This window comes from Marivirga sericea (assembly GCF_900177665.1).
Lineage (GTDB): Bacteria > Bacteroidota > Bacteroidia > Cytophagales > Cyclobacteriaceae > Marivirga > Marivirga sericea.
In genome coordinates, this window is record NZ_FXAW01000012.1 from 2,501 (window position 1) to 28,086 (window position 25,586).

Annotated in this window: 26 protein-coding genes and 1 riboswitch; of the genes, 2 read left to right on the plus strand and 24 right to left on the minus strand. The window is 37.6% G+C overall.

All coding sequences use genetic code 11. From position 1 onward, the window contains the following. Positions 1–193: 193 nt before the first annotated feature. The 6 genes from B9Y84_RS19630 to rpmH form a co-directional block, all read right to left on the minus strand. The gene (locus B9Y84_RS19630; protein WP_085519109.1) at positions 194–709 is read right to left on the minus strand and encodes a DUF2480 family protein; all 516 of its coding nucleotides are present in this window, start codon (positions 707–709) and stop codon (positions 194–196) included. A 30-nt stretch (positions 710–739) separates the two neighbouring features. Beyond that, the gene (gene tsaB, locus B9Y84_RS19635) at positions 740–1,447 is read right to left on the minus strand and encodes a tRNA (adenosine(37)-N6)-threonylcarbamoyltransferase complex dimerization subunit type 1 TsaB (RefSeq protein ID WP_085519110.1); all 708 of its coding nucleotides are present in this window, start codon (positions 1,445–1,447) and stop codon (positions 740–742) included. After that, the gene (locus B9Y84_RS19640) at positions 1,444–2,256 is read right to left on the minus strand and encodes a sulfite exporter TauE/SafE family protein (protein ID WP_085519111.1); all 813 of its coding nucleotides are present in this window, start codon (positions 2,254–2,256) and stop codon (positions 1,444–1,446) included. Before B9Y84_RS19640 ends, tsaB begins: the two co-directional genes overlap by 4 nt. Next, a complete protein-coding gene (locus B9Y84_RS19645) occupies positions 2,256–3,917 on the minus strand; it encodes a S41 family peptidase (protein WP_085519112.1) in 1,662 nt (553 codons plus the stop codon). The genes B9Y84_RS19640 and B9Y84_RS19645 overlap by 1 nt, the downstream gene beginning before the upstream one ends. Before the next feature lie 349 nt (positions 3,918–4,266). Continuing rightward, positions 4,267–4,668 (minus strand): ribonuclease P protein component, encoded by a 402-nt coding sequence (rnpA, locus tag B9Y84_RS19650; protein ID WP_085519113.1) that lies wholly within the window; start codon positions 4,666–4,668, stop codon positions 4,267–4,269. A gap of 21 nt (positions 4,669–4,689) precedes the next feature. After that, entirely contained in the window at positions 4,690–4,851 is a 162-nt protein-coding gene (gene rpmH, locus B9Y84_RS19655; protein WP_085519114.1) for a 50S ribosomal protein L34, read from the minus strand. 261 nt (positions 4,852–5,112) lie between these two features. Here rpmH and B9Y84_RS19660 point away from each other — a divergent pair, with 261 nt between their 5' ends. Then, positions 5,113–6,813: a M61 family metallopeptidase gene (locus B9Y84_RS19660; protein WP_085519115.1), complete on the plus strand. Its 1,701-nt coding sequence runs from the start codon at positions 5,113–5,115 to the stop codon at positions 6,811–6,813. 226 nt (positions 6,814–7,039) lie between these two features. Here B9Y84_RS19660 and B9Y84_RS19665 read toward each other — a convergent pair whose 3' ends face one another. The 13 genes from B9Y84_RS19665 to B9Y84_RS19725 all read right to left on the minus strand — a co-directional run bounded on the left by B9Y84_RS19665 (position 7,040) and on the right by B9Y84_RS19725 (position 21,560). Beyond that, complete coding sequence (locus B9Y84_RS19665; RefSeq protein ID WP_085519116.1) at positions 7,040–7,822, minus strand: M48 family metallopeptidase; 783 nt, start codon at positions 7,820–7,822, stop codon at positions 7,040–7,042. Positions 7,823–7,943: 121 nt separating this feature from the next. After that, positions 7,944–8,435 carry a DUF4870 domain-containing protein gene (locus B9Y84_RS19670; RefSeq protein ID WP_085519117.1) on the minus strand — a complete coding sequence of 164 codons (492 nt, stop codon included), beginning with the start codon at positions 8,433–8,435 and terminating at the stop codon, positions 7,944–7,946. A 2-nt stretch (positions 8,436–8,437) separates the two neighbouring features. Continuing rightward, positions 8,438–9,028 (minus strand): DUF4389 domain-containing protein, encoded by a 591-nt coding sequence (locus tag B9Y84_RS19675; RefSeq protein WP_085519118.1) that lies wholly within the window; start codon positions 9,026–9,028, stop codon positions 8,438–8,440. Between the two features lie 177 nt (positions 9,029–9,205). Beyond that, positions 9,206–11,008, minus strand: coding sequence for an acyl-CoA dehydrogenase family protein (locus B9Y84_RS19680; RefSeq protein ID WP_085519119.1), 1,803 nt, complete (start codon positions 11,006–11,008; stop codon positions 9,206–9,208). A gap of 158 nt (positions 11,009–11,166) precedes the next feature. Further along, positions 11,167–12,336, minus strand: coding sequence for a thiolase family protein (locus tag B9Y84_RS19685; RefSeq protein ID WP_085519120.1), 1,170 nt, complete (start codon positions 12,334–12,336; stop codon positions 11,167–11,169). Between the two features lie 41 nt (positions 12,337–12,377). Next, positions 12,378–12,737, minus strand: coding sequence for a four helix bundle protein (locus B9Y84_RS19690; protein WP_085519121.1), 360 nt, complete (start codon positions 12,735–12,737; stop codon positions 12,378–12,380). A gap of 52 nt (positions 12,738–12,789) precedes the next feature. Then, positions 12,790–15,192 carry a 3-hydroxyacyl-CoA dehydrogenase/enoyl-CoA hydratase family protein gene (locus B9Y84_RS19695; protein WP_085519122.1) on the minus strand — a complete coding sequence of 801 codons (2,403 nt, stop codon included), beginning with the start codon at positions 15,190–15,192 and terminating at the stop codon, positions 12,790–12,792. Positions 15,193–15,221: 29 nt separating this feature from the next. After that, entirely contained in the window at positions 15,222–15,677 is a 456-nt protein-coding gene (locus B9Y84_RS19700) for a MarR family winged helix-turn-helix transcriptional regulator (protein ID WP_085519123.1), read from the minus strand. A gap of 425 nt (positions 15,678–16,102) precedes the next feature. Beyond that, positions 16,103–16,762, minus strand: coding sequence for a phosphoadenylyl-sulfate reductase (locus B9Y84_RS19705; protein WP_085519124.1), 660 nt, complete (start codon positions 16,760–16,762; stop codon positions 16,103–16,105). A gap of 1 nt (position 16,763) precedes the next feature. Further along, complete coding sequence (locus B9Y84_RS19710) at positions 16,764–17,366, minus strand: precorrin-2 dehydrogenase/sirohydrochlorin ferrochelatase family protein (protein ID WP_085519125.1); 603 nt, start codon at positions 17,364–17,366, stop codon at positions 16,764–16,766. Then, a complete protein-coding gene (gene cobA, locus B9Y84_RS19715; RefSeq protein WP_085519126.1) occupies positions 17,350–18,108 on the minus strand; it encodes a uroporphyrinogen-III C-methyltransferase in 759 nt (252 codons plus the stop codon). The genes B9Y84_RS19710 and cobA overlap by 17 nt, the downstream gene beginning before the upstream one ends. Positions 18,109–18,110: 2 nt before the next feature. Further along, entirely contained in the window at positions 18,111–20,237 is a 2,127-nt protein-coding gene (locus B9Y84_RS19720; protein ID WP_085519127.1) for a HEPN domain-containing protein, read from the minus strand. A gap of 150 nt (positions 20,238–20,387) precedes the next feature. Further along, positions 20,388–21,560, minus strand: coding sequence for a trans-sulfuration enzyme family protein (locus B9Y84_RS19725; RefSeq protein ID WP_085519128.1), 1,173 nt, complete (start codon positions 21,558–21,560; stop codon positions 20,388–20,390). A 286-nt stretch (positions 21,561–21,846) separates the two neighbouring features. Beyond that, positions 21,847–21,950: riboswitch (SAM riboswitch) on the minus strand. A 272-nt stretch (positions 21,951–22,222) separates the two neighbouring features. On the opposite strand from B9Y84_RS19725, the gene B9Y84_RS19730 reads away from it, so the two are divergent. Beyond that, positions 22,223–22,678 carry a GNAT family N-acetyltransferase gene (locus B9Y84_RS19730; RefSeq protein WP_085519129.1) on the plus strand — a complete coding sequence of 152 codons (456 nt, stop codon included), beginning with the start codon at positions 22,223–22,225 and terminating at the stop codon, positions 22,676–22,678. 176 nt (positions 22,679–22,854) lie between these two features. On the opposite strand, the gene B9Y84_RS21065 is transcribed toward B9Y84_RS19730, so the two are convergent. The 5 genes from B9Y84_RS21065 to B9Y84_RS20685 form a co-directional block, all read right to left on the minus strand. Next, positions 22,855–23,157: a type II toxin-antitoxin system RelE/ParE family toxin gene (locus B9Y84_RS21065; RefSeq protein ID WP_394334695.1), complete on the minus strand. Its 303-nt coding sequence runs from the start codon at positions 23,155–23,157 to the stop codon at positions 22,855–22,857. Continuing rightward, the gene (locus tag B9Y84_RS19740) at positions 23,154–23,402 is read right to left on the minus strand and encodes a hypothetical protein (RefSeq protein ID WP_085519131.1); all 249 of its coding nucleotides are present in this window, start codon (positions 23,400–23,402) and stop codon (positions 23,154–23,156) included. The genes B9Y84_RS21065 and B9Y84_RS19740 overlap by 4 nt, the downstream gene beginning before the upstream one ends. 58 nt (positions 23,403–23,460) lie before the next feature. Then, on the minus strand, positions 23,461–24,708 hold the full coding sequence (locus B9Y84_RS19745) for a DUF819 family protein (protein WP_085519132.1): 1,248 nt from the start codon (positions 24,706–24,708) through the stop codon (positions 23,461–23,463). Continuing rightward, on the minus strand, positions 24,708–25,340 hold the full coding sequence (locus B9Y84_RS19750) for an NUDIX hydrolase (protein WP_085519133.1): 633 nt from the start codon (positions 25,338–25,340) through the stop codon (positions 24,708–24,710). Before B9Y84_RS19750 ends, B9Y84_RS19745 begins: the two co-directional genes overlap by 1 nt. A gap of 88 nt (positions 25,341–25,428) precedes the next feature. Continuing rightward, on the minus strand, positions 25,429–25,575 hold the full coding sequence (locus B9Y84_RS20685) for a hypothetical protein (RefSeq protein ID WP_176223855.1): 147 nt from the start codon (positions 25,573–25,575) through the stop codon (positions 25,429–25,431). Positions 25,576–25,586: the final 11 nt, after the last annotated feature.

The following is a 25,586-nucleotide window of genomic DNA, read 5'->3' on the forward strand; positions in this document are numbered from 1 at the left end:
ACTCTCCTTCAAAACTCCTGACCATTTACTCCCCATTCCCTCAACTTTTCTACTGCTTTTCCCGCCTCGCTTTCCGTATTGGGAGTGCAAATGTAGAAGCTTTTTTGCTCTAAACAATGCATAAGGCCAAAATAAATCGGAAGAATTTGTAATGATCAAAGTAAATGTTTTACTATCAGCTTATTATAGCCAATTATTTTTTTGGCGCTTTATAAATCGGAACTGTACTACATGGTTCACCATACATTAATGAACTAACAAAAGGCATCATTCTATTCGTGATTTCTGTAAAAGCGAATTCTGGGTGAGATAAGTCACTGCATCCTTTTATCACAATTTTACCATCCTGAAACTGGCTATAATCAATTTCATTCAACTTTAATCTTAAAATTTCTTTTTCCAATTCGTTAACATCTCCCTGCACGATCAATCTTGCCAGCGAGGAAAGCTTACTAACCAAAAGCATATAAGCCCAATTGGGTATTATGGCATCCTCACTACAGGTTATATTCACATAGCAATCTTTGTACTGACTCCAGTCATGTTCTTTTACAAAAACACGGAAATCCTTTTCTCGCAAAACCATCCCTTGAAATAGGTTGTCTTTCAGATCTATGGTTTTCCTTTCTAGCGCTTTGTCTACAATGTCTTCCAAATCGAAAGAAACCAAAGGGCTTTTCTTAACTTTATTTATAATCTGCTCTTCCATCACATCTCTTTTGAAAATCTTCTGAGCACCTCAACGGTTTAAATCTAAAAATGATTTCTTTTTTGACTTAGGTGAGTAAAATTCTTTACCATAATTTGGTTCAAAATACGCAAGGTCTTCAAACTGCTCTTTATTATACTTACTAAATGCAATTGCTCCGAAATATTTCGCTGAAGGATCTACGTGATTAACTAGAATGAAATTTTCAGACTGTTGAGTTAATACATCCCACGCCTTTTTCGCTCCGTTTCCAAAAAGGTATATTTTCTTTTCTTTGTATTTATTAAATGAATCCTCTTCTATAATCAAGTTCGACATTTGTTCTATGTCTGAAAGATTCACATCGGAAATCTTATAGAAAACCTCCATCCTTCTTGCATCAAGCATCGGAATATAAAATGCACTTGGATCATGATGAAAGTTAATCACTTGTTCTGTCATACTATCAAGAGAGGAAATAGAAATCAATGGGATATCTAGTGCATAGCACAACCCCTTTGCCGTGCTTAGGCCTATTCTTAATCCTGTATATGATCCTGGACCAGAAGAAACTGCTATTGCATTTAAATCACTCATTTTCAAGTCGCAATGTTGAAGCAATTGTTCTATTAAAGGAGATAAAGAATTTGAATGGGACTTTTCTAGAAAAAGATCCGCATTAGCCATCAGTTTGGCATCTTTATGAATTGCCACGGAACAAATGGGCGTAGAGGTTTCTATACTAAGAATAATACTCATAACAATTCCATCAACTTCTTAATAATGACTAGTACAATAAAAGATGAAAATAAATAGCTTACTGAGGAAGCTTTCATTTTCCTACTCAATTTCACTCCCCACCTAGCGGTTAGAAGCGTCCCCACTATTAATGGACCTGCTACTTGGAAAAGAATATATCCTGAGTGATTTACATCTATGGTTTTCATAGGCTCTTGAAAAAGATTAAACATCACCATAGCCAAGGAGGTAATAGTAATCACTCCCAGTGAGATGGTTTTTGCTTTTTTGACGCCCATTTTAAAGCCTTGATTTAGAAATGGAATAATTACTATCCCTCCTCCTAATCCAGTTAAGGATGCGGTTAAGCCAGCTGAAAGCCCTGTAAATGTTAACAATCTCTTAGTTCTCTTTGTAGTTTCTTGAAAACTAGCTTGCTTCTTTGCATTTGATAAAGTAGACACTAACATAGCTATAAGTAAAAAGATCACTACGATATTAAAGACATCACGAGAATAAAATGGGGTATTCACAATAAAATAAAGTGACAATAAGCCTGCTATAATCGATGAAACACTAATGAGTAAAATTTGTCTTGGATAAAATTCACCTTGCCTAAAATGACTGTATGTTGCAAACAAGCCAGCAAAGAAGGTTCCAAAAAGGGAGTTAGCGATAGTGAATTGCGCAATTTCTTGATCTGGAATTCCAATAAACTGAAAAGCTATCGGCAGAATAAGGATATACACAATTCCTCCACCTACACCTAATAGTCCGGATATTAAGCCGCCTACTAAACCTGCCAAAAATAACAAGAAATAAAAATCCATTAATTCTTAACTTGAAGAAGGTTTTTATATTGATTCTTATCATTTAGTAGCATTATTGCTTCCTCAACTTCCTCGTCATTTTCAAAGGAAGACTCAATCATTCCTTGTCTTTTATGATAGCGAGAAATAATCTCTTCTTTGAGCGCCCTCTTGATTTCTAACTGAAACACTTCCAAATCTTCCTTCTTGTGATTCTCAATTTCATTTTCAAGAGCAGCAATCTCTTCTTCGATGAAATCAAAATATTTATCTTGATTAGCAGTTTCCTTTAGCTCTTTAATCATTTCTTCGGTGGATGTCGTATAGCTATAATTACGTCCAGAAACCCATTTTGTAAATTCTTTATACAAATCATCAGAGATATTGAATGCCTTTGGATCTGGCTTCAAATCTACATTTTGATAGTAGTACTCAGTGGCAAAATCAAAGATGAAGCCTTTTTTTATTAATTGAATGGTAATCGGTGCATACCCTTTATTAACTACAGCATGGTCAGGTGAAACGCCTCCGCCATCAAAAACTACTCTTCCTGCCCTCGTTTTAAACTCGCTTTTTAGAGAATCTGGTATCTTCCCTATACTACCATCTTTGTTTCTGTGGCTATAATCAATTGCTTGAATACATCTGCCACTAGGAATATAATACTTGGCTGTAGTAATTTTCAACTGACTGTTGTAGCTCAAAGGCCGAGTGGCTTGTACTAAACCTTTACCAAAACTCTTCTGACCAACTAATACTCCTCTGTCGTAATCCTGCATAACTCCAGCCACAATCTCAGAAGCGGATGCGCTATTGTTACTGATCAACACTGCTAAAGGAATATTAACATCAACAGGATTCTTATTGGCTGTATACGTTTTATTCCATTCTTCTATTTTGCCTTTAGTGCTTACTACCTCTAGCCCTTTAGGAATAAAGATGTTGGAAATCTCTATAGATTCGTTTAAAAGTCCACCGGGATTCCCTCTCAAATCAAGAATAACTTTTTTAGCACCTTGCCCTTTTAACTCTACCAATGCAGATCGTACTGAAGCGCCAGCACCACTTGAAAACTCTGTTAATCTTATATACGCAATATCCCCAGAAATCAAACCATAATAGGGAACACTTTCTATATTGATTCGATCACGATTTATTTCAAAATTCAGCGGCTTTTTAACTCCCTTTCTATTCACTTTCACGTCAACCTCCGTGCCTATTTGACCTTTAAGAAGTTTATTGATTTCATCAGTACTGTAATCCTTAACGGAATTGTTATTGATCTCAATCAGTTCATCTCCAATTTTTACTCCAGCAATCTCAGCTGGAGCCCCTTCCAATATCATCATTACCACATGACGGCCCTCAATCTCCCCCATTGTAGTTCCAATCCCACCATACTGCCCCGTGGACATGATGCGATAATCTTCAATTCTATCTTCAGGAATAAAGTTAGTGTAAGGATCTAAAGATTCTAACATAGCTTCAATACCTGTCTCCATTATTTCCGTAGGATTAATCTCGTCAACATAATAAGTATTGAGTTCCTTGTAAAGTGTGGTGAAAACGTCTAGGTTCTTAATAATTTCAAAATATCTATCGTTTTTCTTTACTTGGAATGACACCAATGCTATCATACCAATTGCTAGAAGTGTGATTATTACTTTATTTGAAAGCTTCATGGACAGTTATTTACTTAATTTTTTACAATACTAATTCATGTTATCTCTTTTGCCGTTCAGTTAAGAAACTGAGAATAATTGATCAAATATCTCTAGAGCTATTGCTTTTTTTTTCATTTTTCGCATTTTCTATTTGCTTGACCAAAAGAAATCAGCTAGTAAGCGGACAGGCGAAAAATTCAAGAATGTTTAATGCTTCCTCCCTCAAGGCCATCGCTGGCTTGTCTGCCACAAGCAGGCCCGCTAAACTTTCCTCCCTCCCGCTCTTCCGAGTTCCTCGGAAGTGGACGATTAAGTTCTTTTAATACTGAATATGACAATATATATTATCTCTTTTGAATTTCGGTTATTAAACTATGAATTCTTGATGCAAACGCTCCAAAGTCTTTTTTAGTTTTTTAGTTAAAACATCAGATGGCATTTTTTTATCAGAAGTGTAAATATAAGCAATCCTTAAAATTTTACTTAGTTTTTGAGGAGCAATCAAATCTTTATGATGCCGATAGGCTTCTCTTACTTGCCGCTTTATAGAGTTTCGGTCGGGGGCTTTTTTAAATTTCCTTTTGGGAACGGAAATCAAGATTTGCTGAGGCTTGATTTTAGAATCAAAAGATTCAGCAATATAAATGACCTTAAATGGGTATAAATAAAAAGAGGAGCCTTTTTCAAAAAGCTCCTGAATATCATTCCTGTGATGTAAGCGCTCTGTTTTCTTAAAAGAGAAATCGTTATTGCCCGAAATTACAGACATGCGCTTAGTTGCATAGAACTATTATTTTCTATGCTTACTTTTTTCGTCTGAAACAGTTAATTTATGACGACCTTTCGCTCTTCTTCTCGCCAAAACGTTTCTTCCATTAGCAGATTCCATTCTAGTTCTGAATCCATGCTTATTTTTTCTTTTCCTTTGAGAAGGCTGAAATGTACGTTTCATATCTTTATATTTTTAAATTTTCTCTTGTTCTTTTGTAAGGGCTGCAAAGATAAGCAGTTAATTTCTTTTTGCAAAACAGTTTTTCAAAATACTATAACAATATCTCGTTTTATATCTCCTTATAAATCATCAACTTTACAATACAGATTGAAGATTCGCGGCTAGTGATCTATAATGGTCAACAAAGATCGCAATCAATAGATTATTAACCAAAAAAAATCGATCAAACAATTAATCTGCTGAACGACAAAAATAACACTAATGATTCAATATACATTATCGCAAAAGTATCCGCAGGATTCATTTTTACAAGTAGAGGTATTGGTAAAACCCTCCCAGGCCAATTTTGAAATGAAACTGCCTGACTGGCGGCCAGGAAGATATCAACTGGGGAATTTTTCCAAATATTTAAGAAATTTTAGAGCTACAAATCCAAAGAAAGAACGCTTAGATTATAAAAAAACTAATAAAAACACTTGGCAAATACATTGCAAGGATGAATACTGTGTCATTCAATATGAAATTTTCACTTCTACTATTGATGGTGGTAGCACTTATGTTGATGAAGAGCATTGGTATCTGAATTTTATAAACTGTTTACTCTATCAGCCCGATGCAATGCTGCTGAATCATAAGGTGCAATTAGAAATCCCAGAAGACTGGACAGTGGCATGCGGGTTAAAAAAAGAAGGCCGAAATTTGTTTGCCAGCAGCTTCTACGAATTGGTGGATAGCCCTGTTTTAAGCTCGAGCGACTTGCAGCATCTTCAATATAAAGTTCAGGAAATAGATTTTCATTTATGGTTTAGAGGAAAGGCAGATTTAAGGAAACGAGAGCAAATAATTGAAGATTTCAAGAAGTTCACGACCTTCCAAATGGACACAATGGGTGAATTTGAAAATCAAGACTATCACTTCTTATTTCAGATTCCTGATGAGAAAGCATATCATGGAGTGGAACATTTGAACAGCACGTGTATAGTGTTGGGTCCGGCAAAGGAATTTAATACTGCCAGCTTTTACGATAACTTTCTGGGCATCAGTTCACATGAGTTATTTCATTATTGGAACATTATTCGAATAAGACCTAAGGAATTGTATCCTTACGACTTTGAGAAGGAAAACTATTTTTCAACTGGATATGTGGCTGAGGGTGTAACCACCTACTATGGAGATCTGTTTCTGATTAGAAGCGGAGTAAAAAACTTAGAATGGTATTTGAATGAATTAAATATCTTATTCAAACGACACTTCGAAAACTACGGTCGATTCAACTCATCATTAGCTGACTCGTCTTGGGATTTATGGCTAGATGGCTATGAAGCTGGAATCCCAGATCGTAAAGTCTCAATTTATGTCAAGGGTGCTTTAATTGCTTTAATACTGGATCTAAAAATCATTTTGGAAACTGAAGGGGAAAAGAGTTTAGATAATGTGATGAGAAAATTATGGGACAACTACTATAGGCAGGATAAAGGATTCAGTCCGGAAGACTATTTAAGTACTGCTGAAGCAGTCATTGGTCATGATTTAACAGCGTATTCAAAACAATTCATAAACGGTTGTCACCCAATAGAAGAAGAATTGAGCCTCTTATTAGGACAATTCGGATTTGAACTACATTTAAAAGAAAATGAAGACTCATTTGCTAAGCATTTAGGTTTAAAAACCAATGAAGGCAAAGTTATTGGTCTAGCTCCTGATAGTCCCGCTGAAAAACAATTCAGAATTGGGGATCAATTGATCAGTTGCGAAAATCATAGATTTAACGAGATTGATACTGGAAATTTCGTAAACAGTGATAAACCAACATATAGCTTTCACATTTTCAGAAACGATGTTCAAAAGGAAATTAAGCTTCATTCGGGAAAGCGCCTATTTTACAGTCGATTTACTATCAAAGAGAAAAAAAGTGCTGATAACAAAGAAAATCAAATGAAGAAGAAGTGGTTAAATCTTTGATTAAAATACAAAAGGGTGGGAAAAGCGAAAGGCAGCTCCCCAGCTGCCTTTCTATTTCAACCAAAACCTTACAAAGTCATTGACTTGTATAAGATGTCATAAATGTAAAATGATTTATTTTAGCAGTCAAGCCCCTATTAGAATTTTTTTCAAAATTCTATGAAAAGTTATACTTAAAAACTATATATCTAATTAAAGTACAATGCAATTACTGTTGATACATGAATTATTGTTTCAAAGATAATTTAAACTCCTCCCAATTTAAGTCAATGGGTCTTTCTTTTACAGAATCACTTGCATTTTCGGTGACGAACTGAATTCTTTCCTTCAAAGCCGGGTGAGAAGAGATCCATTCTAAGCCTTCAGGAATCTCTCTATTTTTTTGCTTTAGTTTTAAGAAAAACTGAGTTAATCTATTTGGATTAATTTGAGCATTGCTTAGATACTGAATGGCATATTCATCTGCCTCTCTTTCCATTCTTCTGCTGAATCCACTACTTACTACCATTTTGGTGATTTCTTGCATAACTACAGGGTCTCCCCCGGAAATGATAAGTACTAGGGAATTCAACCCTATTTCTTTAACTAGATTCTTAACTACATGTCTCTTTTCTGCATGAGCTAATTCATGCGCCAAGACTGCAGCTAACTCTTCTGGAGATTCTGTCTGATCAATTAAGCCCGTAAAAACAAATAATTGTCCATTGAAAGCCGTAAAAGCATTTACCTGATCCGATCTTAAGACGTAGATATCATAATCGTAGCTGACAGTATCCATTCCATTTGCTAAGCGCTCAAAAATCACGTTCATGACTGAATCTGTAAGCTCTACATCTACTGAATCAAACTCTTTGAAAATTTGACTATTAAAATAATCCGCAATATCAGCCTCTTGCTCAAGAGAGACCAGATCTTGCTGTTCAGTAGTTGTAGAGAAGTAAGTAAATCCTGCCCAAATTGCTGAAGCAATGATGACAATTACTGCTAAATCTCGCAGGCTTCTATTCATGTGTATAATATTATTTTTTAATTGTCACCCCGAGTAGTCGGGGCAAGCTATGGAATTCACATAGATCTATTCATTCCTCGCTTGGTATATTAGGGAATCTAGATTTATGCTCATTTTATAATTACATTTTAGGCGGTTGATTGACAATTTTTTCAGTAACAAAATCTTTCTTCTTAAAGACCGACTGATACGATACTCTACCAAAAAACAAGAAATAATACATTTCCCCTTTTCTTGCTTTCACTGCACCTATAATACTGAAAATGATATAAATTAGGTTAGCTACACCTACTAGCCATAAATAGCCTTTGAATACATCAGTAAAGGCATAATCCAAGAAAATTATTCTTGCACCCCAAAATACAGCTATAGCATTCAAAATACTAGTTGGCAGTTGACTCAATAGTGATTGTAAAGAGTGAAATCTAACGAACAAACTCTTTCCTTTATTGATATAGTAATAAATAATAGCCGCAACTAAATTCAAAATAGGCAAAGGAAGCCCAGCTCCTAATGCTGCAAACATCATCAAATAGGCCCCCATTGCATCTTCCTTCTCTCGAATATCTAACTGATCAGGCTGCGGAATTGGATTGAAATTTTCTTCTGTCATAATTATAAAGGTTTACCTGAAAATGGAGGGTATACATCAGTCATGTATGACATATAAAGGTTCACTCGCGTTTGCCACCTTAAGGTTCCCACTATAAATTCATGCCAAGACTTAGGGAATTCACCAGTAAAAAGCACTACCCACCATGCAATAAAAACTAAAATTTGTGTCCAAATAAATCGGAAAAAAAGGATAAAAGCATGTGGAATGATCACGTAAATCGGACCAAAAAATAATCTCAACAGAACCAATCCTCTGCTTATTCTTTCAGGATATTGAACATCTACCTTCACATAATCATCTTGTGCATCTAAGCCAAAGGGAGGGTAATCATCAACTAAATTAAATAGCCTTGCACTTACTCTAGTATTCCATCGGATCAATTTTACTTGGTATTCAAAGAAGCTCTGGGGATATCTACCTGTAAAAAGTACCACCAAAAAAGCTATAAAACCTAAAATGGCACCCCACAACCCCATGAAAAAAAGTAAAAACAGATGCGGAATCGCTATATATATAAATCCGAAAAAAGTTCTCAATAATAATTCACCCCGAGAATAGTGGTCTTGATGTTTAATACTAAAAGTTAACATAGTGATTGTTGGTTTAGTGAAACCCGAAATTGTAAAATAATATGATAAATTACAATTTTTATGCTATTTATAAACACTAGTATTATCTACAGTAATTTACAACTCACTTTCACTCAATAAAAAAGGCTCGAAAAATTTCGAGCCCTTTATCTATTATTGTAGAGTAAATCTTAATGATTAAAATTCATAAGCTTGTTTTTCCAAAACATGATCAGCTATTGATCTTCTAACGTCTTTCAGATTCATAGGATCGATTTTCGTGAATCTCTTCAGACCTAACAACATCATGCGTTGTTCATCGCCTTCAGCAAAGGCAAAAATCGCTTCTTTACCCGCTTTGTTAGCGATTTCCACCGCTCTATGCAAGTAAAGCCTACTCATATTGATTTGTTGCTCACACGCTTGCTCTCCTTTTATACCTACCAACTTCTCTGTTCTTAATAAAGCAGATTCCGCTGCATAAACTTCAATCAGCATATCCGCAAGATTCATTAATATTTCTTGCTCGTGAGAGAGTTTTTGCATGAATTTTTGAACCGCTGCTCCTGAAATCATCAGGCCAGCTTTTTTCAAATTAGACAACACTTTTTTCTCTTTAGCGAACAATGAATCATCTTCATCCGATCCAAAATCAGGTATTGAAGTCAACTCTTTCTGCACGTTCATAGCAGGCGTCATCAAGTCCAATTTACCTTTCATAGCACGTTTCAACAACATATCAATTGTCAACATACGGTTGATTTCATTCGTACCCTCGAAAATTCTATTGATACGGGCGTCACGGTATGATCTATCCATAGGAGCATCAGCTGAGAAGCCCATTCCACCGTAGGTCTGAACACCTTCATCTGCTACATAATCCAAAGTTTCAGAACCATGAACCTTCATGATAGCACATTCAATGGCAAATTCTTCGACTGATTTTAATTTAGCTTCAGTTTTATCCATTCCGCCAGCTACCATATCTTCGTAAGCATCGTCAATATTCTGACCTGCTCTGTAAGCTGCTGATTCAGAAGCATAAGTTCTTGCTGCCATTTCAGCTAGTTTGTGCTTTATAGCTCCAAAACTACCGATTGAAGTACCAAACTGCTTTCTCTCATTAGCATATTGAGAAGCATTTGCAATAATTCCCTTAGAAGCCCCAATAGTAGAAGCCGCCAATTTAATTCTACCTATATTCAAGATGTTAACAGCAATCTTAAACCCATTTTCTCTTTCAGAGAGTAAGTTTTCAACCGGCACTTTGCAGTCATTGAAGAATACCTGACGAGTTGAGGATCCTTTGATTCCCATTTTCTTCTCTTCTTCGTTCATGGTAACTCCACCAAAATCCTTCTCAATTATGAAAGCTGAAAGATTTTTATCATCATCTATTTTAGCAAATACAATGAAGATATCTGCAAATCCACCGTTTGTGATCCACATTTTCTGTCCATTGATGATATAGTGCTTTTTATCTTCCGTTAAAACCGCCTTAGTTTTTGCAGCGTTTGCATCAGAACCAGAATCCGGCTCAGTCAAACAGTAAGAAGCTTTCCACTCACCTGTTGCTAATTTTGGCAAATATTTTTTCTTTTGGTCTTCAGTACCATAATATAAGATCGGTAATGTACCAATTCCAGTATGTGCTGATAATGCAACCGCAAATGAATATCCTGCTCCAATTACCTCTGCAACCAGCATTGAGGTATTGAAATTCATACCGAAGCCTTCGTATTCTTCAGGAACTGAAGTACCTAAAAGTCCAAGCTCTCCAGACTTATCCAATAGTTGAGGCATCAATTCCGGATTACCTTTTACATCATCGATTTCATCCAGCTTAGGATAAACTTCCTGCTCTAAGAAATCTTTACAAGTTTGGGCGATCATTTTTTGCTCTTCTGTCCACTCTTCCGGAGTGAAAACTGCCTGAGCAGGTGTTTCTTCAATTAAAAAAGCCCCACCTTTTGCTGTGAATTTTTTTTCTGTCGTACTCATATTATTAGTATCTAGTATCTAGTATCTAGTAGCTAGGAGCTAGAAATGCATCTAGACAAGGACTACTAAATGGGTTCTAAAATTATTTATTTTATAACTTTGGTTATATAAACCAATAAATAATCTAGAGTCTTTATTCTAGACTCTAGATTCTCTTTTTACATCATCTCGTAAATTCCGGCAATACCCTGACCACCACCAATACATGCGGTTACCATTCCATATTTACCGTTCGTTCTTTTCAATTCATTCATCAACTGAACTGAAAGCTTCGCACCTGAGCAACCTAATGGATGACCCAAAGCAATTGCTCCACCGTTTACATTCAATTTGCTTGTATCGATATCCAACTCTCTGATTACCGCTAAAGATTGAGCGGCAAAAGCTTCGTTCAATTCAATCAAGTCAATATCACTCATCTTCAAACCAGCATTTTTCAAAGCCTTCGGAACTGCTTCCACTGGTCCGATACCCATAATTCTAGGCTCAACTCCTGCAACTCCAAAACCTACCATTCTAGCAATTGGCTTTACATTTAATTCTTTTACCATTCTTTCCGACATCACCATTGTAAAAGAGGCACCATCATTAGTTGGAGAAGAATTACCTGCGGTAACTGAACCACCTTGGGCAAATACTGGTCTCAAATTTCCCAAAATATCTGTGGTAGTTCCTGCTCTCGGTCCTTCATCTTTATCTACTGTGTAATCACGTGTTTTCTTTTTACCCTCTTCCACATAGGTTTCTTTCACGTTGATAGGCACGATTTCATCATCAAATTTGCCTTCTTTTTGTGCTTTCACAGCTTTCATGTGCGAGTTATAAGCAAACTTATCCTGATCTTCGCGAGATATTTTCCATTTCTGAGCAATTTGCTCTGCAGTTAATCCCATAGAAGTGTAATAATCAGGAGTCTCGGTAGCAATCTTATAATTAAGGGCAGTTTTATACCCCATAATCGGCACCATTGACATTGATTCCGTACCACCTGCAATAATGATATCAGCATAACCAGCTTGTATTTTTGAAGCTGCAATATTGATCGCTTCCAATCCTGAGCCACAATATCTATTGATTACCATACCTGGCACCTCTTTGCCTAAGGCCAATAATGAAATCATTCTCCCCATTTGCATTCCTTGCTCTGCTTCCTGCACAGCGTTTCCTACAATAAGGTCATCTACCATTTTATTTTCCACGCCACCCACTTGAGATACCAAGTGCTTGATGACATCTGAGGCTAAATCATCCGGACGGTAAAACCGGAGACCTCCTTTTTTGGCTCTTGTTACAGCCGTTCTATATCCTGCTACTATATATGCGTCCATTTCTTTTTAATTTTAGATATTTAGAATCTAGAACATAGAGTCTAGACTTCTGCATTCATTTTCTTTATAAAAGAATTAAGCATCTTCTGGATTTCGTTTAATGCTTCAACAACAGCATCAAAATCGCTTTCTGAAATAAAATCCAGATCTTTACTTAACAATAATTGAGTTTTCAATTCAAAACTAGAACCAATAGATATTCTCAAGAACCTAGAAAAGTCTTTGCTTGAATCTCTAGAAGACCCTTCAGCGATATTGGACGGTATAGAAACTGCACATCTTCTGATCTGAGACGTTAATCCAAATCTTTCCTCTTTCGGAAAAGTACTTGTGATTTGATAAACCAATAGAGATAACTCCATTGATTTCTCCCAAATTTTAAGCTTTTTATAATTATGCATTTTCTATAAATTTCAGTCTAATATCTAGACTCTAGGCTCTAGCATCTTACTGCTAGTTTCTCAAAGGTTTTCCTCCCTGCAATACTGCCTGAATTCTTTCGAGTGTTTTCTTTTCTCCCAAGAGAGACAAGAAAGCTTCTCTTTCTAGATCCAATAGGTATTGTTCTGAAACTTCTTGAGGATATGATAAATCTCCACCGCACATCACATAAGCTAGCTTATCTGCTATCTTTTGATCGTGTTCTGAAATATATCTTCCCATCTTCATACCAGAAACACCCGCTTTGAATAAAGCGATGCCTGTTTTCCCTTGAACTTTGATATCTGTTCTTTGAACTGGCATAGTATATCCAGCATCTGCTAAACTAATCGCAGCAGCTTTGGCATCTGCAATCTGACGACTTCTGTTTATAGAAATACCATCTGAAGGCCTTAAAATACCCATATCTCTAGCTTCATGTGCTGAAGTTGCCACTTTTGCCATTGCGATATTCATATATGCGTTTTGCAATGCATTCAACTCTACATCGCCATCTTGATATCTATCTGAAACACGAAGTGCATTTTCCTTAGTACCACCACCGCCAGGGATGACACCAACACCAACTTCAACTAAACCAATATAAGTTTCAGCTGACGCTTGAACGTGATCTGCATGCATTGAAAGTTCACAACCTCCACCTAATGCCATATTATGAGGTGCAACTACTACTGGAATAGCAGAATATCTAGCTCGCATCATGGTTTGCTGAAACTGACGAATCATAAAATCCAATTCATCATAATCTTGCTCGATCGCATACATGAAAATCATTCCTAGATTAGCTCCTACTGAGAAGTTTGAGCCCTCATTAGAGATTACTACTCCTCGGTATTTTTCTTCAGCCATTGAAATAGCCTTGTTGATACCTTCTACAACTCCGCCACCAAGTGAGTTTGACTTAGATCTGAATTCAACATTAATAATGCCATCACCTAAATCAATGATTCCAGCTTCTGCATTACTCCATATTTCTTTACCACTTTCTTTTAAGTTCTCCAGAATAATGAATTCTTCAGTACCTGGGATATTCACATATTTCTTGCTATCAATATCATAATACTGTTTCTGTCCAGCTTCCACTCTGTAGAATGAATCAGCACCAGATTCTAACATATCATAAACCCACTGATTTGGTTTACAACCTGCTTCCTCCATTTTTTCAACCGTTTTCTTAACGCCTAAAGCATCCCAAGTTTCGAAAGGACCAATTTCCCAACCGAAACCAGTGCAAAGTGCCTGATCGATTCTGTATAATTCGTCAGAAATTTCCGGAATCCTGTTAGATGAATATTGGAATAATCCGTAGAAAGAATCTCTGTAAAATTCACCTGCTTTATCTTTACCACCGAGTAATACCGGGAATCTTTCCTTCAGATTTGATATCTGCTTTGTTGTTTCAAGCGTTGCAAACTTTGGTTTAGATTTAGGCTGGTACTCCATTGAATCTAAGTCCAAAGTCAAGATCTCTGTCTTACCATCTTTCTTAGTTTTCTTATAAAACCCTTGTCCTGTTTTATCACCTAGCCATTTATTCTCTTCTAATTTCCCAATTACATCAGGTAATTTAAAGGTATCTCTAGCTTCATCATTAGGAAGATTGTCATATAAGCCATTCGCCACTTTGATCAACGTATCTAAACCTACTACATCAGAAGTTCTGAAAGTTGCAGACTTAGGTCGACCAATCACCGGACCTGTTAATTTATCAATCTCATCTATATTCATTCCCAGCTTTTGCATTGATTCCACTACTTTGAGAATAGCATAAATCCCTACTCTATTCGCAATGAACGCTGGTGTATCTTTACATAAAACGGTTGTTTTCCCTAAATACAGGTCGCCATAATGCATCAAGAAATCTGTGATCGCTTGATCTGTTTTTGGCGTAGGTATAATCTCTAATAATTTTAGATAACGCGGTGGGTTGAAAAAGTGAGTTCCAATGAAATGCTTTTGAAAATCCTCACTTCTATCTTCTAACATCATATGGATAGGAATACCCGAAGTATTGGAAGAAATGATAGTACCTTTTGTCCTATGCTTTTCAACATTTTCAAAGACTTGCTTCTTAATATCTAGTCGCTCAACAACAGCTTCCAGCACCCAGTCGCAGTCTTTAATTTGATGCATATCATCATCAAAATTCCCCAAAGAAATTCTATTGGCGAAATCTTTGTGATATAATGAGGCTGGCTTCCCTTTCAAGGTAGATTCAAAAGCCTCATTTACAATGCGGTTTCGTACCTGTGGATCCTCTTTTGTTAGACCTTTTTCTTTTTCGGCATCCGTAAGTTCAAAAGGTACGATATCAAGTAGAAGCACTTCCACACCAATATTGGCAAAGTGGCAGGCGATTCTTGATCCCATTATCCCAGAACCTAAAACGGCTACTTTTTTAATGTTTCGTTTCATTTAGTCGCTATGGTTTAAATTTTAAAAAATTAATGAACTGATTCCTTATTATCATAAATCTCATTTTTGTCTATTATATCATTCACTTTATGAATGACCTCAAAAAAAGCCTCCAATTTGTCAGGTTCAATCGTCCTGAAAACCTCTTCATTGAAAGCTTTTACCGTTTCTCTTGAAATTGCTTTTTTCTCTATCCCTAGTTCTGTCATGAAAATTCTTACAGAACGTTTGTCTTCAGGATCAGGCTTTTTGTAAATCAGCCCTTTCTCTTCCATACTTTTTAGCATACGAGTTAGACTCCGACTCTCTAAACCCATAAGGGGGGCAATTTTAGTAGCAGGAGTTCCGTCTTTCGTATTGATATTCAATAAGACAAAGCCAATGGAAGTAGTGATTCCGTATTTTACAGCTTGCTGGTTATACATACGTGAAATCGCATGCCAGGCTGCTTTGATATTATAATCGATAGATTCTTCTCTCTTCATGGAATTCAAATATACAAAAATATAGTATGCATGCATACTATATTGTAAAAAATATTTTATTTGGTGATAAACTCGACTAAAGAAGAATAACTGTTAAAAAACGAATTTCAAGCTATAAAGGATACGTAAATCGCCCATAAGCTTATTTTAATGCAAGTCGGATGTCTTTGAAGGAACTTAGTGAATCAAATAAAAAGAAAAACCCAACACTATCTAGAAACATTAAAATATGATTAAGCATGGGTCTTCTTTACTTTAAATATATGTATGAAGATGCTGAATTAGCCTATGCTCCAAAAGCAAATTATCAAAATACATTCGATCACATTACTCAAGCATTTTATTGTAATTACTTGATCGAAAACTATTCTTATTTCATTTAGTCTTACCTAAGATTTAGCACAATGAGGGATTCTTATTTACGATCATAAGTGTATCCCGCATTCCACCTTAGCATTGCCTGACCATCGCCCTTCTCGGCCGCTTCCTTTTGTAGTACAGTGGGTACATCCAATTGAGCTATAGCCCTTTGCTACTAATTTATGGCTGGGCAGTTCGTGTATGAAAAAATAGGCATGCACCTCCTCCGGAGTCATATCCAATAGCGGATAGACTTTTAAAATATCCGGTTTTTCATCGAAAAAAGTCAGTTGCTTACGGTTCTCATTCTGATATTTGAACAAACCCGAAAGCCATATTTTATGCGATTCGCGCAATGCCGCAAGGGGCTCCACCTTATTAATAAAGCAGCATAAATCCTGATTATGCTGATAGGTATAGTTTTCTTCCGTAAAACGATGTTTATTTTTCGGTGCACCTATGGTTTTTACATTTAAGCCCAGCTGTGCATGCAGTTTATCTTTATAGGCTTTGGTTTCCTCAAAATGATAGCCTGTATCCAAAAAATAAATGGGATGCCTGGGGCTGATTTTATGAATTAAATGTAAAAGCAAGGCCGATGAACTCCCAAAAGAGGATGTCATCAGAATCTCATCCTCAGCAAAATGATCGAAAATCCAGCGCACCCTTCCTTCTATGCTATACTGCTGAAAATCAGCTTGAGCAAATCCCTTGATACTGTCCATATCAATTTTCCTTTTTATGATGTACAAAAGAGGCAGTGATTTCATTTAGCACCTCCATTTTCTTTTCAAAATCACCTTTTAAGCCTTTTCTTATGGTGGCCAGATTTCGCAGAATATCATCTGTATTATCGGGCAGCACTTCCTCCAGTATTGCCCTTAGCCTTTTGGCAAATGTGGGCGATTTCCCATTGGTGGAAATCCCGATTTTCAGATTGCCTTTTTTGACCGTGCTGCCAAGGTAAAAATCGCAGAGTTCAGGCGTATCCGCTACATTCACCAAAATTCCTTTTGTCTTGGCATTCCGGTAAATTTGCTGGTTCACTTCGTAGAAATTGGTGGCGCCTATTACCAGATTAATAGCTGCTAAATCTGACTTTTCATAGCTTTTCTCCACCAATTCAATGGCTGGGTGAACCGCAGCAATTTCCCTGATCTCCTGCCTGATTTCGGGCGCCACTATTTTCACCCTAGCTTCGGGATCATTCTTCAAAAGTGCTCCCAGCTTTTCCCAGCCTACATATCCTCCACCCACTAACAGCGTTTGGATTTTATCCAGCTTTAGAAATACCGGGAACAAATGGTTTTCTTCAGATCTGTGTGACATGCTGTTTTATATTTTTGATGGTGGTAAAATCAATTTGCTGTGCTAGCGACTCGCCTACTAAAATAATCCCGGGAGAAGCCACTTTTTGCTCCCTTATGGTGTGGGCTAATTGCCCTACTGTGGTCCGATACACTTTCGCATTAGCCAATGAGCCATTGGAAACAATCGCTGCTGGCAGATCGGCTTTGTCTTGCAATGCATAAGCTTCACTAATCGCTGCCGATTTTCTTAACCCCATGAGAAAAATAGCTGTAGCAGAAGTTTCTGCCACTTTAGCCACATCTCTTGATAATTCCCCGCTTTTGGTGGTAGCAGTTACCACCCAAAAACTTTCATTGATGCCCCTGGTGGTTAAAGGCAGCCCGTACATTCCGGCTAAATTGATGCTGGAAATACCGGGCACCACCTGAGTCCTAATCCCGAAACTTTCCGCATAATCAATCTCCTCTTTTCCTCTTGCGAAAATAAAGGGGTCTCCACCTTTCAAGCGAACCACATGCCCATGACTAAATACATTTTCAATAATCAATTCATTGATTTCTTCCTGTTTGTAGCTGTGTTTGCCCGCTCGCTTGCCAACATAAATTTTTAATGCTTTTGAGGGCACATAATTTAATAATTCGGGATGCACCAGAGCATCATATAATACCACATCTGCTTGTGCCAATGTTTTGATACCTTTCACACTGATCAAATCCGGATCTCCCGGACCTGCTCCTACTAGACTTAATTTCTTTTCCATGATTATGCTTTATAAAAATGATTAATGACTTTCTTTTCCGTTGATTCAATTCCTCTCAAACTCTTGGCTTCCTCCAAAAATTGATGGGCCGATTTCAGATAATGCTGTACAAATTCCTCTGTCGGTTTTTGTGATTTGATCTGATAGACCAAATCGGCAAAAGAGCTTTCCAAATTCACTTTTTCGGTCTCCACAAAATGCACATCAAAATCCGCTATGATACCAGCTTGGGTATTACACTGCACATCTTCCGCCAGCAATAGCGCTTTAGCCGTGGTGACCAAAACATTATAGCTGTTGTACAATGCATGTTCCAGCTCATTATCCTGAAAATGCTCATAGGCATTTACCAACTTTTCCTCTGCTTCTTTGAAAATGGTGCTGACCAAATCAAAGCTGGTTCCGGCACATTCTCCCAATCCTATTTCGGGTGTGAATTCCTGATCTCTGTTCCAGTCGATATAATCCTCATCCCTGATGTGGGTCAGATCACCCAAATGCTTCAGTAAATCATAGAAGTACTTTTTCTCTTTTGTCCTGAAATAATCCGGATAAAATGCCCCATTGGCATTGGCTTCATAATCATTTAGCAAAACCCTGAAAGCTTCCGGGATTCTTTTAGTCGGCAGTTTGATGACCTTTTCTGCCGCTAATCCGGTTCCATCAGATCGCAATCCACCACCCAAAACCACTTGCATGGCGGGCACTACTTTTCCTTTGTTTTTTATGGAACTTCCATGAAGGCCAATACCGGCAATCATGTGTTGACCACAAGCATTCATACAGCCGCTGATTTTAGTATTGATCAGTTTGCTATGCGCCAGATGCGAAAATTCCTGCAATAGGAATTTCTCCAAAATATCCGCCAAAGCGGTACTATTGGTTACCCCCAGATTACAAGTATCCGTTCCGGGGCAAGCGGTGATATCGGCAAAGCTTTCCGCTCCGGACTGATTTAATCCCAGCTCACCCAACTTTTCAAATAAAACGGGCAAGGCATTTTTCCGAACAAAGCGAATGACCAAGCCTTGATATACACTGATGACCAAATCACCGCCTACAAATTCGTCTATTAGATCGGCTAGCTTTTTGGCCTTTACATGATCAATATCGCCCAAAGGTGCTTTTACCAAAACCCCATAATAGCCTTGCTGCTTTTGCTCAAAAACATTAGAATCCAACCATTGCTGGTAGGCCCATTGATCTTGCACATCATAGCTGGAATAGATTTTTTGAGGCTTTGCCTCTTCCACTTTCGAAGGTTTTAAATCTAATGGCTTAGGATGTAAAACTTTCTCTTCTTCCCCTACCAATCTCCTGAATTCATCTAATCCAATTTTCTTGATAAGGAATTTCAAGCGGGCTTTCATTCTTTTCTCGCGCTCGCCAAAACGGTCAAAAACTCTTAAAGCTGCTTCAAGGAAAGTGATCAATCTATTTTCGGGAAGAAATTCGAAGAACTCCTGGGCCAGAATGGTTTGGGCACCTAAGCCACCTCCAACTAAAACACGAAATCCTTTTTCTTCTTCTTTTCCATTTTTTCTCAAGACCGGGATAAATCCGAAATCGTGAATGAAAGCAAAAGCCGTATCCTTCTCACTGGAGGAAAAAGCAATCTTAATTTTTCTCCCCATTTCCTGGCAAATCGGATTTCTCAAGAAAAATCGGAATACCGCATCCAAATAAGGTGTGACATCAAAAGGCTCATGCGGATCAATGCCTGCCTTATGACTAGCCGTTATATTCCGAACCGTATTTCCACAAGCTTCTCTTGCGGTTAAACCCGAAGCTTCTAGTGCGGTCCAAATGGCTGGGGAATCATCCAGTTTCACATAATGAAATTGGATGTTTTGCCGGGTAGTTAAATGTAAATTGCCCGTTGCATATTGATCCGATAGATCAGCCACTACTCGCAATTGTTCGGTGGTAATTCTCCCAGCAGGGATTTTCAATCGGAACATCTGCACGCCCTGTTGCCTTTGTCCGTAAACCCCGCGCGTTAATCGGTAGGCCTTAAATTTCTCTTCATCTATCTGTCCAGATCGGAAGAGTTCAATTTTGTTTTGAAGCTCAGCTATGTCTTTTTTTGCTAGCTTCGGTACTGCTAAATTTTCAGATAATGTTGTCATAGTTTTAAATTTTGAGTAAAAAAAATGCCTCTTGCGGAAGTTGGGATTCTGCAAGAGGCACTATAGTTTGGGTATAGCGATATCATGCAGCATGCGGAGGAGCCTTGCAACACATCATAAAACAGATCTTATTTTCTATCCTTAATTCCATTATTTTGAAGCTTTTAGTGCTTGTTCAATATCTTCAATGATATCATTTACATTTTCCAAACCCACCGACAAACGGATGAGCCCATCGGCAATTCCTACCCTATGCCTTTCCTCCTCGCTTAGTTTGCTGTGCGTAGTCGTGGCAGGATGCGTGACAATTGATCGGGTATCTCCAAGGTTGGACGTGACCGACAGCATTTGCAGATTATTGACAAATTTGCTACATCGTTCCCCTCCGCCTTTCACAATGAAAGTGAGAATACCGCCTCCTTTTAGCATCTGTTTTTTTGCTAAATCAAACTGAGGGTGCGATTTCAAGAAGGGGTATTTAACGCTTTCTAATTCGGTATGCCCTTCCAAGTATTCCGCAATTTTCAAAGCACTTTCGCAATGCCTGTCCATGCGCACCGCTAGAGTTTCCAAACTTTTGGAAAGTACCCAGGCATTAAAAGGTGAAATAGCCGGCCCCGTATGGCGACTGAAAAAGCGTACATCCTTGATTAATTCTTTAGAGCCCAGGATCAAGCCACCCAATACTCTTCCTTGTCCATCAATAAATTTGGTGGCACTGTGTGAAACAATATGCGCACCCCATTTGGCTGGTTGTTGCAAATAGGGAGTGGCAAAGCAATTGTCCACCACAAAAATCAAATTATGGGCTTCCGCCAATTTCCCCAGCCATTCCAAGTCAATAATCTCCAGTCCAGGATTGGAAGGCGTTTCCACAAAAATCATTTTGGTTTCAGGCTTAATCAGGCTTTCCCATTCATGCGTTCTGCTGATATCCGCATAAGTGTGAGAAATACCCCATTTTGGGAAAATCTGCGTCAGCAATTGGTGGGTAGAACCAAATAATGATCTAGCCGCCAAAATATGGTCCCCTTGTTGTAGCAATGCCGCCATACTTCCAAACATTGCCGCCATACCGGTAGCGGTTGCAAATCCGTCTTCCAAGCCTTCTAATCGAGTCATTTTATCTATCAATTCCGAACTATTGGGGTTGGAAAATCGGGAATAAATATTGCCTTCCTCTTCATCATTGAATAATGCTTTGGCTTGTTCGGCATTTTCAAAAGTGAAGGAAGATGTCAAATAAAGCGGTACGGCATGCTCTCTGTTGCCACTTTGGACAGCTTGGGTACGGATAGCCTGGGTTTCGAAATGTTGAGACATAAAAATATTGGTTATAGTTTCCCCTTGAAGGGATGTGAAATTTGAAAAAACTAAGTTGGATAAGCTTTAAAGATGCGTGCAGAAACTGCCTAGGATTATGATCCCATACAAATTCAACTGATTACCTAAAAGCTAAAATTGGAAATCAACAACAGCAATTGCTACAACAGCAAATACTTATTAGATTTGTTAATTTAGAAATAGTCGTAAATTCCAAAGATTGATTTTGTGAATCAAGTTGGTAATTGCGCGAGATGTAATCTTTTTGTGTGTTCATTGTTTTACCGTTTTATATTTCCCTTCGTTGGGCAGGAATTGGCACCTTTCCAAATTGCTTGGGGGTTGCCAGAGGGTCAACGAGCCTGTTCTCTCACCTCATCTATATAAATCGGTCGAAACCGATATGATTTCTCAAATATAGAAACTTGATTTTGACTTAACCAAATTTGTAGTAAAATATTTTACGGAAGCGCTCCTTTTGTTTTTGTAAGTAGTTAAAAAACAGCCTCCTATCATGCTGATATGGGTGTAATTAAAGCACGAACTGGGAAGCTCGCGCTAGCACCTAACTACAGTATTTAAAAGAAAAATATTAGATTAGCTTGATAATAAAATATATCAGCAAGGCTGATAGTATCCAAGATTAAAAAGCAGAACTCCACATGAAATTTAGAAAAGCAACCATAAATGACGTTCCCGATATTGTTGAAATGATTGCGGATGATGAACTAGGAAAAACCAGGGAAAATTTTCAAACACCCTTGCCAGATGAGTATATTAATGCTTTTGAAAATATAAACTCTGACCAAAATCAAGAACTGATTGTTGTTGAAAACGAAAATTCTGAAATTATTGGTACTTTACAATTGTCATTTATTCAATATCTGACTTATCGTGGAGGGATCAGAGCTCAAATAGAAGCTGTAAGAATTAGAAAAGACAAAAGAGGACTTGGAATTGGAAAGACAATGTTTGATTGGGCAATTAATAGAGCAAAAGAAAGAAATGCTCATCTATTGCAACTGACAACGGACAAAAAAAGACCAAAGGCAATTAAATTCTATGAAGACTTGGGATTTAAAGCTACACACGAAGGAATGAAAATACACTTTAAATGATGTAGCTGCTTGTAGCTGTTCGAGATTTGTAATCTCGAAACTATTAGCTAAGGATTTATAATCCGCTTAGCCATAATATGCAATAGAGATTAAACTTGGCACATACGGATTACAAATCCTATGATCTTTATTCGACATTACAAATGTCAAATAGCGCAAGTGGCGGTCTAAGTTTCCTATTTTATAGTAGTTGGATGCTTGCTAGTATGAAATACATTTAAGATCATGACTCTGGATTCTTTAACAAGATAAACTACCCGGTAGCTCCAGCGAAAAAATCTTCTAACCTCAAGCGTACTATCAGAATAATATTCATCAACTTGAAACTTAAAAGGATTTTTAGATAACTTGTCAGTTGTTTCAATAATTTCCTTTCTAACTAAATCTGAATAAAAAAGAGAGTCTCCGGCTATAATGTCACAATAAAAATCTAACGATTCCATTGCTCTCTTTGACCATATAACCTCGTATTCTTTCAAATTTTCTTGTTCATCTCTTCCTGAGAAATAAACTGTCCACTTTCTATTTCAGCAATTGCATCGTCTATTTCCTTTTTATAAGCTGATTGGGTTAAAGGTAATCCTTTTGAGGTATAAGCAACTATTTTTTCTTTCTTCTCCATTTCACTACGCATAAAGTTTTTAAGCTCCGTTAAAAATTTTATATCATCATTTTCAGCAATGAATTGATGGAGTGTGGATTTTATTTCTGCTATATTATTCATTAGATCGACATTTCGTTAAATATAATTATTTCTGTAACACAATTCCAATAGATTTCATTCAAACAGCCGCTGCCGCCTGCAACAATAATCCACAAATATAAGCTGCGTAAGTACCAAGCGCATATCCCAATACTGCCAAAAGCACTCCAACCGGAGCTAAGCTTGGATGAAAGGCACCGGCTACAATTGGAGCGGATGCTGCACCGCCAACATTGGCTTGACTACCTACTGCAACAAAGAAATAAGGGGCTTTTATGATTTTTGCCACACCCAATAAAACGATCACATGCACCGCCATCCAAATCAAACCGACCATAAAGAATCCTGGATTATCGAATATAGCCGTTACATCCATTAACATCCCTATGGAAGCCACCAAAACATAAATCATAACACTTCCCAGGCGAGAAGCCCCTACGCCTTCTAGTTTGCGGGCTTTGGTAAATGATAGCCCTAAGCCAATGGTAGTGGCAATTACGACCAACCAAAAGAAAGAGGAAGTCAAACTAAATTTATCTAATTGAGGAGCAACCTCTCCTATCCAAGGGGCAATAATATCTGCTCCAAAATGTGCAATTGCAGTAGCTCCAAAGCCAACACCCAATACCGTCATTACTTCCGGTAAAGTGGGTATTTTCATGATTGAAGCCTGATATTTCTCAATTCCATTTTTCACTTCTTCGATGGAAGAGGCATCTGCTTTTAATCTTTTATCTAGCTTCTTGGAAATACCGACTCCATACAGCAAGAACGCCATCCAAATGTTGGCTACAATCACATCTACAGTGATCATAGTAGCGAATAAATCTTCACTGGCTCCGAACGTTTCAAACATAGCGGCTTGGTTTGCTCCTCCACCAATCCAACTCCCGGCTATAGTCGCCATTCCTCTCCATACTGCATCAGGTCCAACACCGCCTACAATATCGGGGGCAAATGAAGAAACAATCAGAATCGAAAGTGGGCCACCGATAACGATTCCAGTGGTTCCTGCTAAAAACATGATGATGGCTTTTTTTCCTAATCTGGCAATGGCTTTAAGATCAATGCTCAAGGTCAGTAAAACCAAAGCTGTAGGCAATAGATATCGAGATGACATGAAATACAGATTGGATTCATCTCCTGAAATGATCCCGAAAGTGTTAAATAGAGACGGAATAAAATAGCAAAGCAGAACAGAAGGAATAAACCTGTAAAATTTTTGCCAGCCAGATTTTTTACTGGACGCGGTGATAAAAACGGCTGCCAATATTAGCATTAGCAAACCCAAAACTACAGCATCATTGGTTATAAAAGGTTTTTCCATTAGGTATAATGTTCTTTCAAAATTTCTACAAATTCGCTTAAAATCATGGCCGTTGCTCCCCATACTACCCTTTCCTCTATATCGAAAAAGGGAGCTTTTAACCTGACAGTCTGGGCTACGGTCAATTCCTTTTCTTGCAATGTTTGAGGATTAATCAAATGTTGGACTTCCGCTTTAAAAATTGCTTCTACTTCTCTTGGATCCTTAACAAAATCAGGTTTTTTATTGAGCACACTTATCACCGGCTTCACAATAAAGTTACTTGCGGTCACATTCAAATCTGATAAACTGCCGATCACCTCTTTATCTGATATCTTCACTCCAATTTCCTCAAAAGTCTCCCTGATGGCAGTCTCAATTAAATCACCATCTGAATCTTCCATTTTTCCACCAGGTAGGCTGACTTGTCCACCGTGAATTCCTTCGTAAGGAGGCCTCTGCATCAATGGGAAGTAGATTTTCCCTTCATCAGGATAAAGTACAATCATCACCGCTCCTTTTTTAGGTGGCTTTTCATATTGCATCTTAAAGCGCTGCCCAATGGGTTGAGCCATCATTTGCTGATGGGCATTATCCCCTGGTAATTCTTGTGCTAGCCGTGCTTCCAGAAAGTCTTTTAGTTGCAGTATCATAGATTATAATCCACAATAATACAAAACTTCAGTGATGTGAGTAAAAAAATACGTGGAAAGCTAAAGTTAAAAGATCAAATCCTGAATGTTAAGGAAATCCCATATTTATATTGAAAAGTAAATCGAAAGTTTCGGACAATAATTCCCGAGCTTCGGACAATAAATGAGGGGCTTCGTCCTTGATCGGTATTGAATCTCGAAGATTGTAGCTTACTTCCACAAAGAAATCCTTCATAACCTTTTAGT